At 50.2% G+C, this 13,173-nt stretch carries 12 protein-coding genes; 2 read left to right on the forward strand and 10 right to left on the reverse strand.

Annotated features, from left to right (window positions below):
- Positions 1-29 precede the first annotated feature (29 nt).
- The 10 genes from ACJJI8_RS21360 to ACJJI8_RS21405 all read right to left on the reverse strand — a co-directional run bounded on the left by ACJJI8_RS21360 (position 30) and on the right by ACJJI8_RS21405 (position 11,589).
- Entirely contained in the window at positions 30-1,409 is a 1,380-nt protein-coding gene (locus ACJJI8_RS21360; RefSeq protein WP_444925356.1) for an AgmX/PglI C-terminal domain-containing protein, read from the reverse strand.
- Positions 1,410-1,418: 9 nt separating this feature from the next.
- Complete coding sequence (locus tag ACJJI8_RS21365) at positions 1,419-1,958, reverse strand: ExbD/TolR family protein (protein WP_444925357.1); 540 nt, start codon at positions 1,956-1,958, stop codon at positions 1,419-1,421.
- Complete coding sequence (locus ACJJI8_RS21370) at positions 1,955-2,545, reverse strand: ExbD/TolR family protein (RefSeq protein ID WP_444933687.1); 591 nt, start codon at positions 2,543-2,545, stop codon at positions 1,955-1,957. The genes ACJJI8_RS21365 and ACJJI8_RS21370 overlap by 4 nt, the downstream gene beginning before the upstream one ends.
- The gene (locus ACJJI8_RS21375; protein ID WP_444933688.1) at positions 2,545-3,276 is read right to left on the reverse strand and encodes a MotA/TolQ/ExbB proton channel family protein; all 732 of its coding nucleotides are present in this window, start codon (positions 3,274-3,276) and stop codon (positions 2,545-2,547) included. The genes ACJJI8_RS21370 and ACJJI8_RS21375 overlap by 1 nt, the downstream gene beginning before the upstream one ends.
- A 69-nt stretch (positions 3,277-3,345) precedes the next feature.
- Positions 3,346-3,666 carry a hypothetical protein gene (locus ACJJI8_RS21380; RefSeq protein ID WP_444933689.1) on the reverse strand — a complete coding sequence of 107 codons (321 nt, stop codon included), beginning with the start codon at positions 3,664-3,666 and terminating at the stop codon, positions 3,346-3,348.
- Complete coding sequence (locus tag ACJJI8_RS21385; protein ID WP_444933690.1) at positions 3,663-4,247, reverse strand: tetratricopeptide repeat protein; 585 nt, start codon at positions 4,245-4,247, stop codon at positions 3,663-3,665. Before ACJJI8_RS21385 ends, ACJJI8_RS21380 begins: the two co-directional genes overlap by 4 nt.
- Positions 4,248-4,279: 32 nt before the next feature.
- Entirely contained in the window at positions 4,280-7,414 is a 3,135-nt protein-coding gene (locus ACJJI8_RS21390) for a tetratricopeptide repeat protein (protein WP_444933691.1), read from the reverse strand.
- Positions 7,411-9,438 (reverse strand): tetratricopeptide repeat protein, encoded by a 2,028-nt coding sequence (locus ACJJI8_RS21395; protein ID WP_444933692.1) that lies wholly within the window; start codon positions 9,436-9,438, stop codon positions 7,411-7,413. Before ACJJI8_RS21395 ends, ACJJI8_RS21390 begins: the two co-directional genes overlap by 4 nt.
- A gap of 2 nt (positions 9,439-9,440) precedes the next feature.
- The gene (locus ACJJI8_RS21400; RefSeq protein WP_282932151.1) at positions 9,441-9,950 is read right to left on the reverse strand and encodes a hypothetical protein; all 510 of its coding nucleotides are present in this window, start codon (positions 9,948-9,950) and stop codon (positions 9,441-9,443) included.
- 244 nt (positions 9,951-10,194) lie between these two features.
- Positions 10,195-11,589: an MFS transporter gene (locus tag ACJJI8_RS21405; protein WP_444933693.1), complete on the reverse strand. Its 1,395-nt coding sequence runs from the start codon at positions 11,587-11,589 to the stop codon at positions 10,195-10,197.
- Positions 11,590-11,868: 279 nt separating this feature from the next.
- Between ACJJI8_RS21405 and ACJJI8_RS21410 the strand changes: the two genes are divergently transcribed.
- Positions 11,869-12,297, forward strand: a complete 429-nt coding sequence (locus ACJJI8_RS21410) for a DUF4174 domain-containing protein (RefSeq protein WP_444933694.1) — start codon at positions 11,869-11,871, stop codon at positions 12,295-12,297.
- 217 nt (positions 12,298-12,514) lie between these two features.
- The gene (locus tag ACJJI8_RS21415; RefSeq protein WP_444933695.1) at positions 12,515-13,162 is read left to right on the forward strand and encodes an NAD(P)H-binding protein; all 648 of its coding nucleotides are present in this window, start codon (positions 12,515-12,517) and stop codon (positions 13,160-13,162) included.
- The last annotated feature ends 11 nt before the right edge of the window (positions 13,163-13,173 follow it).

Below are 13,173 nucleotides of genomic sequence, written 5' to 3' on the forward strand. Positions count from 1 at the left end.
TATTCAGTGGGCTCCGGCCAATTATCAGCCTAGGTTGGTGGGAAGAAGTCAATCGGATAAAGAATGGTAATGGTCGGCACTCCGGCCTTTTCACCAAAGTTAAATCGTTTGACCCTAGCCACAATTTTTGCATTGAGCGACGGCGAATCCACATCACTAGAATCTACACTCACGGCAGAAACCGATCCGCTGGGTTCAATAGTAATCTTCAACACCATCTTACCTTGCAGCGCGGGATTATTACGAAGCTCACGATTGTAGATACGATACAAGGTGGCTTTGTAGCGATCGAAAACAATCTGGATTTCCTCATCTGTCCGCGACGGTCCAGCACCATCACTGAGAGGACGGTCCTCGCCGGCAAAGTCACCTTCAGTACCGATAGAACTTTCCACTCGAGCAAAGGCAACGCCACCCAAGTCCGAACCAGATCCACCCACATTGCGACTCAACTCTGCCGTATTGATACCACCACTTCCCGCGGTAGATGCTGCGATGATCAGTGAGCGCTGACTGCGGTTCTCTTTTTTACCGGCTGTGCTCAGCTGGGTTTGCTGGCCGAGGCGGTTATCCAGATCATCTTGTATCAGGTCCTGGAAGTTATCCTTAAAGGCGAGAACACCGGATCGCTCAGCTTTTTTACGCGCCTGCTTTTTCTCCGCCTTGGAGGGTTTCGGGTCCTGCTTGGCTACCTTCTGCTCAGGCTTCTTCTCCGGTTTTTTCTCCTCTTTCTTAGGCTTGGCTTTTTCTGGCTCCGGCGGTGGCTTGGGCTTGGTTTTCTTCTCAATAACCAGCTTGGCCAGGCGCTCGGGAATTTCCACTATTTGAGACTCGGGCTGGGGCACCGTATACAGAGGAATCAGGTAGCCCAGCAAGGCGGCGATAAACAGTGAGGCAAAAACACAGCGGCGAAAACGCTTTTCGTCCTCGCCTTGCTTGTGCCATGGCATCACCATAGGGCGGAACTTGGGCTGCTCGAATTCCCGTGTTATCTCGAACTCGAACTTTGACTCTTCCTCCTCGCGGCGCAGCTCATCCGCGCGCTCATCCAGCGTAAATACCTCTTCCTGGCACTCGCTTATGCTGTTCTGCAAAGCACTGCGCTCATCGCGCAGCTGCTCCAGGCTCTGATTGAAACTGCGCGTCGACTGCCCGATCCGCTCGATAACCTGCGCAGAAGCATTCTCCCGATAATCTTCCGCCCAGAACATTTCTCCCGCGCCCGCTTCTTCAAGCTTGCGCAGGCGTTCGGAAATTTCGTCGAGCAACTGGTACTTGGACCCCTGGTCCTGTAATTCAGCCAGCTTCTCTTCGATCTGGTGCCGCTCATCCTCGAGCAGCTGCATGCGATGGTGAACCGCCTCAAGCGCCTCACCTACCGCCCGCTGTTGTTGAAGAAAATTACTCACAAACTTCCATTAACCCTGAGATGCTTTCTGAATAACCGCCAGTGAAACTTTGGTATAGCCAGCGTCTGTACAGCTGGACATCACCTTTTTCAGCAAACTGAACGGAATGCCTCTGTCCGCGAGAATATTGACCTCCGGTGGTTCTGGATCCTGCCCCCCCTCGACATCACCCTCACCTGAATCTTCCGAGGCCTGGGCAACACCAATTGCCTTGGCCAGCTCCGCAACCATCGCTTCCTTAATGGCCGCAATAATGGTTTCCTCACTTTCCAACACTTCGGAGGTGGCAATTACCGAGTTGGACTCCACCAGGATTTCATCATTGGTCACCATCAGGGTCACCGTCTCCCGGGGCTTGGTCTCCACCACTGAGTCCGGCAAGGTAATCACCTTGGGGGGCTCAAGCGCTTCATTGCTGGAGGTATTAGTCAGCAGGAAAAATACCAGGATCGTAAAAACATCCATCAGGGAAGTCAGGTTCATGCCTGAAGTTTTCTTGCGCTTATGGCTTCGCGCCATACGCTTCATGCGTCGGCTTTCATTTCTCACGGCGCATCTCCTATGGAAATATCAGGAAATAAAACCACCTTTTCCACCGCTTCCAGGTCACTGGGATCACTCCCCTCAACCCGCACTTCAGCTCCTCGCACAGTATCCATAATGCCCACTAAATGCTCATAGGCGATTGTGGGCTCCATCAGGATGATGGAATCGGTTTTATCCGGATAACTGGCCTTAACTTCCAACAAAAACTGAGTAAGCTTTTTAAGGTCATACACCTCTGCTGTGGGCAGCACAGCGAGAGCCTCAGCCTGCTCGGTATCTGCCCCAACGGGGGCTTCAACCGGAGCATTTTCACCCTCACCATCGATGTTCAAGTTGGGGAAGCGAGCGATAACCTTTTCACCATCACTGATTTCCACGGCCTGCTCTCGCACAACTACCTCCACCGTAACCGTGGGATCATCCGGTGCCCCACCACCGGCACCACTCGGCATATTCAGTTCGAGAATTGTCACCCGCGAAAATACCGCCGATACCAATAGAAAAGGCACCAATACCACCATCAAATTCAAGAAAGCGGTGATATCCAGCTCAGGAGCTTCTTTATCCCGCCCGTGGCGCCGCCTTCTCATTACGCAGTTTCCGCTTGCTGTGCTACTGGACTGGTTTTAGCTGGAGCAGTTTTTTCACTAGACGGCTTGGATTTTGTGGGCTCCACTTCAAAGCGACGACGGGTTGCACCATCAATCAGGTTGGATGCTTTTACAGAGACCATTTCCAGGCTGTCGATAATTTCACCGGTGAGTGAGTTCAGCAGTGCGTGAACGATCAACAATGGAATACCAGTCATCAGACCAAAGGCGGTGGTGTTCATCGCCACGGAGATACTGGCGGAGAGCAGGTCCGCTTTTTCTGCCGGGTTGGCATTGGCTACCGCGGTAAAGGCCTCGATCAGACCCATAATGGTTCCCAGAAGCCCCAGTAAAGTTGCGATATTGGAAAACAAAGCTACGTAAGGGGTGCGCTTTTCCAGCTGTGGAGTGATCTCCATCATGCTCTCTTCCATCGCGATTTCGATATCTTCACGACGGCGAACAGCCCCCTGCCGGGCCAGCCCCATAGACAGTAATTTGCTCACACTGGACTCATCCTGTTTTACCAGGTTGCGAGCGCGATCGAAGTCTCCTGAAGCTAATACCGGCTGCAGCTTATCCCACATATTGCGGTTGCTGCGGCGCTCCAAATGCAGGCGGATAAAACGCTCGATAGCCACAGCACCACCCAGTGCGGCAACCACGAGAATCGGGTACATGAAAGTACCGCCCGTCTGGAAAAACTCGATGACGTTATTGAAAAAGTCCATTACAAACCCTCTTGAGAAATACAGCTAAAACTTGGTGCTAATCCGGCGACAGCCAGAATCAATATGGCGTTAATCGCCGGACAGGCTGAGTTGATAGAACTCCAACTCACGCATGAAAACTTCCTTGTCGAGCGGTTTGAGTTTGTCGTCCATCAAACTGGAGACAAGGTCGCTTTCGACACCCACTTCGGAACTTTTCCAGGGGACAATATAGAGAGACTTAGGGGCTTCCTTGTTACCGATAATAGAAATACCCGATAACTCCTTAATTTTTGAATCCACCTTTTTATCGGTGGATTCTTTTTTCTCCTCTCCCTCAGACTGAGCCAAGGCATAAGGAAAAACCATAAAGCTGACCACGAATGGCAAAGCCCAACGAAGTTTAATCATTTACCAGCCCTCCGTTGAATATCAGCTAACCAGATAGTGACATCCCGGTCCTCTGGCTCCAATTGAACATATTGTTCGAATTGTGCCAGAGCACACTGGAGATCTTGCAGATACAGATCACACAATATGCCCAGATTTTTTATCAAAGGTAGATATTCTGGATTTTCTGCCAAAGCATTCACATATATTTTTCGCGCCTCGGCAAAGCGCCCTTGCTTTCGGTAGAGAACGGCCAGTTCATTAGTTGCCACCGGATGCTTTTCGTCCAGCGCCAATGCCTTTAAAAAAGCCTCTTCCGCTTTTGCCTCATTGCCACTTTTGTAGTGGGCAATACCCAGATTGATATAGGGTGCCGGAAGGCGCTGCTCGCGCTCCACCACTGACTGCAGAAGTTCAATAGCACTCGCATAATCCTGCTCGGCAAGATATTCCAGGGATCGCTCAAAGTCCCGACTCACACTGCCCGATACCCGCACCGAAGAATAATCAGAGATTTTTCCAGACTTGGTTTGGGTGCTGGCGCAAGCTGCTAACAACAAGGCTAAGCCCACCAGAAAAAACAAACCCATTTGTTTTTGCATAACTTTCCACTCCAAAAGGCAAATGCCTGTTATTACTGACCCGAAACTGCTGATCCCGCTGAGGGCAATTCCGGCTCTGGCGGCAGGGGTACAATAGTCTGGAGATACTCACCAGCCTCTTCCGCCCGTGCATAGCGAGCGGGCATTAAATTGGCAAGCTTGCCAATACTTTTATCAATCCAGGGGTTATAAATACCGACGCCCAGCAACTCGACATTCTTCTGGTGAACAGAAATGGCTTTTTCCTCGAAGGGATAAATCTGCTCCTCCAATGCCAACTCATACTCTTCCAGCTCCAGGGCATTCAGGTTGGTTGGACGTTCAGAGTCCTTCAGGGCCACGCTAAAGTGGAGATAAATTTCAGCCAGGTAAAAGGTTGCCGCAGCGGTCACATCAGCCACCTGATAATCAATCAGGTCAGTAAATGCACGGGTGGCTGCTTTCATACGCTTGCGCTTGAGGTTGAGGCTTTTCTCGATAGGCGTAACCAAATCCACCTGGGTGAAAGCCTCAAAATTGGGTTCAGCCAATAGCAGGGCCGCATTACCTGCGAGATAACGGGTGCGGTCGCTGCGCTGGGAACCACCGCGGGACTCAACTTTCACCAGTTCACGAAGCTCTGCCATATAAAGCTTTTGACTCCCGGACACTTTGTAGATATCGGCAATTTTCTGGCGGGTCTCCAGCGCCGGCTCCATGGGTTCGGGGAAATAATCGACGTAGCGACGCAAAACAGACAGCGCTTTAGCGCTATCTTCTGCCGCTGCATAAAGATCTGCCGCCTGGGTTAAGGCCTCACGGCGTATTTCATCGTCCTCGGATTCCCGCTCAATACGCTCAAATTCCGCAGCTGCCAACAACAGCTCACCGCTCTCCTGGTAAACCACTGCCAACTTCTTGGTGACATCTTTTGCCAGCTCATGCTCCGGGAAGTGACTGCGGAAGTTATTTAATACCGTTGCCGCTTGTACCCAATCCTTAAGCACGATCAATGATGCGGCAGCATCGTACTCCGCCGTAGCCAAAATGGTCGCACCGGGTGCAGCGCCTCGAATACGCAGGAAATGGCTCGCTGCGGTTGCATGATCCTCCTGCTTACGGGCCATATCACCCTGCTGGTAGATAGAAGCAGCCAGGTTATCTACCAGTCCCGCCCTATCCTTTGCATCCTGGGCAGTCAGCATCAAAGTTTCACCGTAAGCGATTTCTGCATCCGCAAAGGCCGCAGTATCGAAAGAAGCGTGAGCCACCAGCAGCCAGGCAGAACGTCTAATCTCCTGCTCCGCAGTGGGGAACTGCTCCAACAGTGAACGGCCATTGGCGATCGTCGGGGCATAGTCTTTTAACCCGTAAAGATCCTCCACCGCGCCGAGCATGATCTGAGGGGCTTTGGCATGCTCAGGGAATGTGGCTGCAAATGTCAGCGATGAACGGATAATTTCCCGCAATAGTGGTGCACGCTGCTCATCCGTTGCATCTTTTAAGTTATTGGCCAGATGTTCGCGATAAGCGTAAACCGCTGCGTAGCCTGCTTCGCTGGAATCCTTGTGCGCAGGATATTCATAGGCCGTGCGCTCATACTCCAGAGCTGCACCATGAAAATCCCGGTTTTCCAACATCAATCCGGCAAGCTGATAATTGATTTCCGGTGCGCGCTCAGTTTCCCGGAAGGAATCGAGATAGCTTCGATACCAGTGAATCGCCTCGCGATAATTCTCGGCCTTCTTGTCTTTTAACTTCTTATTCTGGTAAGCCGCATGGTAGTGCCCGGCGAGGTCGACCAGGTTGGTCTGCAGGAAGGCAACCACCTCTCCGTATTCATTAATATCGAAGACAGTCCAGTAATCGGCATTAAGTGCATAAGTAGTGGCGAAATCCTTCTTCGCTTCCAGCACCAGTTTGGGGAAGCCGCCTTTACTGTAGATCTCAATAACACGAATTGAGAAATCCGCAGATACTCTGTGTAACTGGTTTCGATCAACAAACGCAATATAGGATTTTGCCGCATCCTGATAGCGACGCTTCTCCAAATAATATTCACCCAGCTGGCTGTATACCCGGAATTCGTAATCTCTATTACCCTTGCGGGAGAAGTAATCGACAACCGAATCAGGGCCTTCCAGGTAAGAAAAGCTCAAGCTGACCACACGGAAAGTATCGTCAATATGCTTGCGCTCGCCCTTATTGTTTTGCTGGTCGAAGTCATATCCCTGGGAGACTTTGTAATCCAGCATGGCGATATAGTCATCCAGAGCCATTTCATACATATCCTGCTTAAACAGCGCCCAACCGCGTTTATACAGGGCAAGCTCGTAAAAACTGGATATCACACCAATATCGATAACTTTTCCGTAGGACTCTTCCCCATCGAGAAACTTCTTGCGGGTAAAATAGTATTCGCCCAACCGGAACCAGGATTCATCGATATGTCGCGAGTCCGGATAGTTGGCCACCAGCTGGCGCAATACATCCACCGCTGCATCAATCTCTCCCGCCTCTTCATAAGCCCGGGATAACTGATACATCACCTGGTCGTTGCGGTGATACAGGGGGTACTTTTGCAGCAATTTAATATAGAGATCGATGGCCTCGCGGGCATTGGCTGACATCACCTCTTCAGAATCAACGCCCGGCGCTTCAAGCGGGGTTTCATCTGCAGCTATTTCTATGCTGCCACTAGCCCGGGTTTCAAACTCCTCGTCGGACTCGACAACCCCAGGGGCCTGCGCCTCAGTCACTACCGGCTCTACCTTCGCCACCGGCGCTGACGTCTCTGGAGCATCCAGGGTATTTTCAGCCATAGCTTCTGACGCATCGACAGAGATCACCGCCCCGCCTCCAGCAGCTACTCCAGCAAGGTTATCGAATTCTGCATCTTCAGCGCGGTGTGCCTGCTTGATTTTCAGGTCGGCAATCCTGCGCATCGCCTCGGGAGTCAGCTTGGATTCAGGGGTTTCCTGCAAGTACTTCTGGTAGCTGGCCAGTGCCTTCTCCAGGCTCCCATCAATATGTTCTTCCTTAATTTCTACTTCGACATTTTGAAGACTGCCGATGGTCTTGCCGCTATTTCCCGCACAACCCCCTAGCACTATAAGTGCAGAGAGAAGACCGACGGCACGATTGGGAGATATACCAGCTCGAGATTTAGATTTGAGCAACTTACTCACGAATCACCTCCCTCTGCTGATTCTTCCTCCACCGGCTCCATCTCCGCTGGATTCTCCTCAGGGATTTGCTCTTCCAACAGCGCCTTGTGCTGCTCTACCTTGAATTCATCTTCACGCTGCTCCTGCAGCTCATTAGCGCGGTCGTAGCTGTCTGCCAGGGCGAAGCGGGCTTTAATTTGATAACTTTCCAGCTGCGCGCGACGGCGTTCCAACTCCGCAATTGCCAAGGCCTCAAGCATGGTGCCCTGGCGGGCCATCAGGGTTTTCAGTCGCCGTTGGGTTTGCTGGATACGCGCGCGCAAACGAGTAATATCGCGGTCGTAACCGGTATAGCTGTGAGTTGCCGCCTGGCGACTACGCACAAAGGAATCGTACACAGACTGGAGACTTTCGATCTCCTGGTTTAATTCCGCCAGGTGTTTGTAGGCTTCGGTCAGTCGCTGGTCGTACTCAAAGGAAAGACGCAGGTCCAATACACCTTTGAGCCGCTGAACCCGGTCCAAAGTAGTATCAGTAAAGCCTTGGGGATGCTCAGCAATTTTTCCGCTAAGTTCCAGGAGCTTCAATCGCGCTTCCTGCTCTTCGGCCGTTGCCAGGTATTCTGGGCGGCGGGAGATCAGCATCTGCTCTATACGACTGGCAAACTGATCGCGCTGCTCCATCCGCAGTTGGATACGGGCGTCGAGTTCCCGGAATTGCCTGTCCAGCTCCGGCAACAGGGGCTCGTAATAGTTAAGGCGAATACGAATAATATCTTCGTAGGCTGTCAGGCTTTTTAGCCACTCTTCATTGCGCTCATATAAATCGTTGAGGTCGCGATAGTTACGCAGAAATTCCTGATAGTCATTGGACGCCATCAGGTCGAGTAAGTAATGGGTCTCGGGGGCTTCCGGTAAATTGCGCAAGGCCACTACCCAATTCTGTACCTGGGTGGCCTCTTTGCGACGCAACGCCTCAAGGAACTTACCTTTGCGAATACTATGAATAGACTGAGTGAGGGTATCGATCTCACGCCCGAAAGCGTCTAACGCGCGGCCGTAATTAATTGCAGCAGTACTGTGGACATCCAGTTTGCCGTAGGCATAGGGCACCGCCAACATGACCTCTTGCACTGGCTCATTGGTGCCTTTGCGGTCTTGCAACAGCTTCCAGGGCACCAGTGCCCGATCATAGCGACCCGCGCGGGCCTCTACCCAGCCAGCACCCAGCAGCGCCCTGTTTGAAAAAGGGCCATCGAGGTTTACACGATCAAAATAGGGGCGCGCCAGTTCCAGCTTGCCCAGTTCCATTAAATGGGAGCCCAATAAGAGGTTGGTTTTATCGTAAAGGGCCTGCAGGGCCGCCTCTGAACTACGCTTTCTTCCCAGTGCAGTCAACTCCAGAACACCGCGTTCCTCTTCTCCCGCCTTCAGTTGGGCAATACCCAAATTGAAAGAAACAAAGCCCTCTAGCGATTCTTCACCCTTCAGGTCTTGCAGTAGTTCTACGGCCTCCTCGAATCGACCGAGCTGCATATAGACTCGAGCACGCAAAAACTGCTCATCTGCACGGACCCTCTCGGGAACCCGCCCGTCAATCATTTCCAGGGCGTGTAAGGCATTGCGCGGCTGTTGTTTGTGATAGTGAATTTTTGCCAGCCGATACGCGGCTTCATTGCGCACCGGCTGGGATACATTTCCCTGCAGTACAGCCTCAATAGCCCGCCCGGCCTCCCTGTGCATTCGATAGGACAATTCCAAGTCACCCACCGAAAACTCAGCTTGCCCCAAGTGCGCACTGAAAGGATCGAGTTCGGGCTGATCTAAGCGGTGATACTGAGCAAGTTCTGTGTCCAGTGCCACAATCGCATCAAAATAACTTTCCTGATGGGCATGAAACATTGCCGCACCGAAAAACAAGTCTTTAAGTTCTTCCTGTGGTTCAGTCGCCGCTGCAGCGGGGAGAGCAGCCAAAGAACAAAGGGATAGAGCACCAAGTGCCATCCTGGTTTGACAGGACAACACATTTACCAGGGACCTGAGCATGATTACCAGTCCTTGAAGTTTATCGTGGACTCGGTTCCCAGAACCTTAATCTCGACAAATTTAGGACCCACTGCTTTCTCCACGGTGTAGGAAGCTGTAGCCCGATACTCTTTTCCTGATGGGGTTTTACCGAGAAAACTAACCTCTAATGGATGCCCACCCACTTGCACATTGCCAGTGTATATTTTTTGTACCCCACCTTTTTGCAGGGACTCAATTTCCCGATAGGTATAGAGATGATGGGCAACTAATTTGCCATTCAATGTGACCTCAACCGACTCCAGCTCGAAGGGCTTTTCATCAGCCACCGAGACAAAAAGAGCTACCTGCGTATTAGAGGGGAATAAGAGCTTTTCCTCCAGCTGTGACAACTCAGCAGTGAGATCAATTACATCTTTCTTAACATCCTGGATCTGCTCATCCAGGCCACGGATATCATCTCTATCAATAGTCTGAGCATGCCCAGTACTGGCCAACAGAAAGAAAAGTACAATCTGAAGAATTCTGAACATGTGGCCTACCTCCGACCCAACCCTAAACTATCAATTCCTGCCAGAGAACCTGGAACAGGACCACAATAAACCCAGGCACAACAGGGCCTTGAGCTGCGGCATTGTATTGAATAGAGGGCTAATCAGATGTGAGGAAATTCAAATCTCACAAAAACTCAAAGAATGGATAAATTTTGAAAAAAACACTTCAATTAGGTAAAAGAGACCTACGACACAAAAGAGGTGAGACGTACTTCACTTGTGATCAAGAAAGCTCTCCGCTTTGGCTCTCTGGCCTGCCGATCACAAAGAACATGCAAACAATCAGGCCTACCAAGGCTAGGTAAGCATTTACTGTAAAAGCTCTATCTATACCCGTAGGTATATCTGGAGCGAAGGCGATGATTGTAGCATTCATACCCAAACCAACCGCACCCCCACCAATTTTAAACATATAGAGGATTGCGCCTGCCAAGCTGGCACGGTGAGGTTCCACCACCGTAATACCCGCAGTCGTACTGGATGGATTAAACAGCCCAATACCCACTCCCAACACGACCAAGCCCGGACACATATCCAGAAAACCCGTGTCCGAAGTCAGGTTCGAAAGCATGAACATTCCAACACTCATCCCCAAAATACCTAATGAGACCAGTAATTTTGGTCCAGCTAGCTCATAGAGGCGGCCGGAGATAATAGCAACCAGCCCAGATACAACCATTAAAGGGACCAAAGATAAACCGGCCTGAAATGCTGAGTAACCACGAAAATTCGCCAAAAATTGGGGGACATAGAGAATTGCCGATAGGAATACTACCGAGATTAGGAGTGTCGTAACACCTACCGCTAGGAACTTCCGGTTCTTTGCAATATCAGGGGGAATCAGGGCATCTTTACCAACTCGATACTCCACGATGGTAAACAGGCAGAGCAACACCAGGAATACAACGATCAGGCTGATAACCACAGGATGCTTGAAACCAATTTCCGCGGAGACATCTAGTGCAAAAAGCAAACAAAATAGCGAGGTGCATAGTAGTAGCACACCGAAGAAGTCTATTTTTTCCTCGGTGTCGCGAGGTTTATCGGGGGGCACTGCCCACCAGCAAGCAAGCATTGTTGCCAGAGTGAGGAGAATATTAACGAAGAAAATCCATCGCCAACTGAAAAAATCTGCGAGCACCCCACCCAAAACTGGTCCAGCTGCATTCGCTAACCCACAGGTGGCCATCAGGATACCACCCGCCAACCCTGACCTTTCATAGGTCAACAAGTTAAAAGTCATTGCCAAAGTGGACGGCCACATCAATGCCGCACCCACTCCCATCAATGCGCGGGATATCAATAACATCCACATATCCATTGCCAAGCCACCCAGCACGGCAAAGAAAACGAATATTCCCGCTCCAATCATAAATACTCTGCGGCGGCCATAGATATCTGCCAAGCGGCCACCGGTTATGATGAAAACACCAAAAACCAAGGCGTAGCCGTTAATGATCCACTGGGAGCTAGTTATGTCTGCATTGAATTCTCTTTCGATGGCAGGTAGTGCGGGGGCAAAAGCGGTATAGTCATTACTAATAAGGAAGGCCGCGAGAACTAATGCAGCCAACCCCAAGTACTGATCTCGTGTAATTTTGCTGCTCTGTTTAGCCATACTGCGTAATTCACTCGACACCCGAGCCGCTCAGGTAATCCTTCAGAACCTAATTAGCTTGCGATATATTTTTGTTACTCCCGCCTAGAGCCTAGACCACTCGCTAATTTACACGCCTTTTGACTAGTCAGTTTTCACTGTCGATACCAATCATCATCTGCCTTGTAACTGGCAGCTCATATCTTATGCTTAAAGGACATCCAAGCGCCGGAAAATTGAATTAGTGATTGGATAGCCTACTGAGCCCCCTAAGATCACGCTAATAGATGAGATTAGTAAATGCATAAGTTCATTGTGCTTGTCTTGGTTCTGTTGACTTCTTCTACATTCGCCCAGGGATCTACGGTGAACGACCTAAAAGATTTCCAGTGGAAAAACCGCATTCTATTACTGAATATCCCGGAAGATCCCAATAGCACAATCAATGAATTACTCAAGTTAGCGCCGCAGTTTGCAGAGAGAAACTTAATATGGTTCCTATTCTCTAAAGGCACCCTTGAGACTAACTTCCCCGGTAAAGTCACAGACAATTTTGCTAAAAATGTACGGGAAAAATATCTGCAAGGACCAGCAATGCAAGTACTTCTTATAGGAAAGGATGGGGAAGTAAAGTATAAAGCCAATAAATTCTCAGCCGTCGAAATTTTCCAACGTATCGACAGTATGCCCATGCGACGCAATGAGATGCAGCAAGGATCTGCACAGTGAACAATTATTGAACATCCACAATCTGATAGAGAATTTTTGTATCCTCCAGAATTACTGAGGAATCCCAGAGTTAGATTTCCCTCAGTTAATTACGCTTCGGCCTTTTTTGCTCACCAGACACCCTCTCCAGCTGGCAACTTTTAACAAACATAGACATCTTTGCGCTAAAGTACGCTATTAGCCTTGCGAACTTATAATCAATGGAAATCGACCTCCAATGACCAAAAGAGCCATTATCCTCGGAGCTACGGGCCTTATCGGTGGCCATCTCACAGAGCAACTGGCTGGTGAAGAAGTCTTTGATGAAGTACTTACCCTCACTCGACGCCCCAAAGCCACTGCAAGTCAAAGAATACATAATCATATTGTCGATTTTGATCGGTTGGAGGAGGCTGCTCCTCTTTTTCAGGGAAATACTCTATTTTCCTGCCTGGGAACCACTCGCAAGCAAGCCGGCAGCCTAGCCGCCCAGCACAAGGTTGACGTTGAATATCAATACAAAGCGGCCAAATTGGCAGCGGAGGCAGGAGTCAGCCATTACTTACTGGTTTCATCCAGCGGAGCCAATGCCAATAGCGCCAGTGCTTACTTACGTATGAAGGGTGAGCTGGAAGAGAAAATCAAGAAACTTCCATTTAAGCGCATCAGTATACTGCAACCCTCCCTACTCCTCGGAGATCGTGCAAATGCCCGACCCGGTGAGAAAATCGGAGGCATCCTCCTACCAGTAATTTGTATGCTGCCGGGGCTGAGACGTTATAGGCCCATTGAGGGGCGTGAAGTAGCCAAAAAAATGGTTTATTTAAGTCGACAAGAACGAACAGGGGTTGAGACCCTGCGTTTGGATGAGCTATTCAATTCTTAAGGAGCCTCTGA

Source organism: Microbulbifer maximicatervae (SeqCode), from assembly GCF_052467695.1.

Coding starts and splice junctions, on each gene's coding strand:
- ACJJI8_RS21370 (WP_444933687.1), bottom strand. CDS start 2,545: ATGAGAAGGCGGCGCCACGGGCGGGATAAAGAAGCTCCTGAGCTGGAT.
- ACJJI8_RS21375 (WP_444933688.1), bottom strand. CDS start 3,276: ATGGACTTTTTCAATAACGTCATCGAGTTTTTCCAGACGGGCGGTACT.
- ACJJI8_RS21380 (WP_444933689.1), bottom strand. CDS start 3,666: ATGATTAAACTTCGTTGGGCTTTGCCATTCGTGGTCAGCTTTATGGTT.
- ACJJI8_RS21385 (WP_444933690.1), bottom strand. CDS start 4,247: ATGCAAAAACAAATGGGTTTGTTTTTTCTGGTGGGCTTAGCCTTGTTG.
- ACJJI8_RS21395 (WP_444933692.1), bottom strand. CDS start 9,438: ATGCTCAGGTCCCTGGTAAATGTGTTGTCCTGTCAAACCAGGATGGCA.
- ACJJI8_RS21400 (WP_282932151.1), bottom strand. CDS start 9,950: ATGTTCAGAATTCTTCAGATTGTACTTTTCTTTCTGTTGGCCAGTACT.
- ACJJI8_RS21405 (WP_444933693.1), bottom strand. CDS start 11,589: ATGGCTAAACAGAGCAGCAAAATTACACGAGATCAGTACTTGGGGTTG.
- ACJJI8_RS21410 (WP_444933694.1), top strand. CDS start 11,869: ATGCATAAGTTCATTGTGCTTGTCTTGGTTCTGTTGACTTCTTCTACA.
- ACJJI8_RS21415 (WP_444933695.1), top strand. CDS start 12,515: ATGACCAAAAGAGCCATTATCCTCGGAGCTACGGGCCTTATCGGTGGC.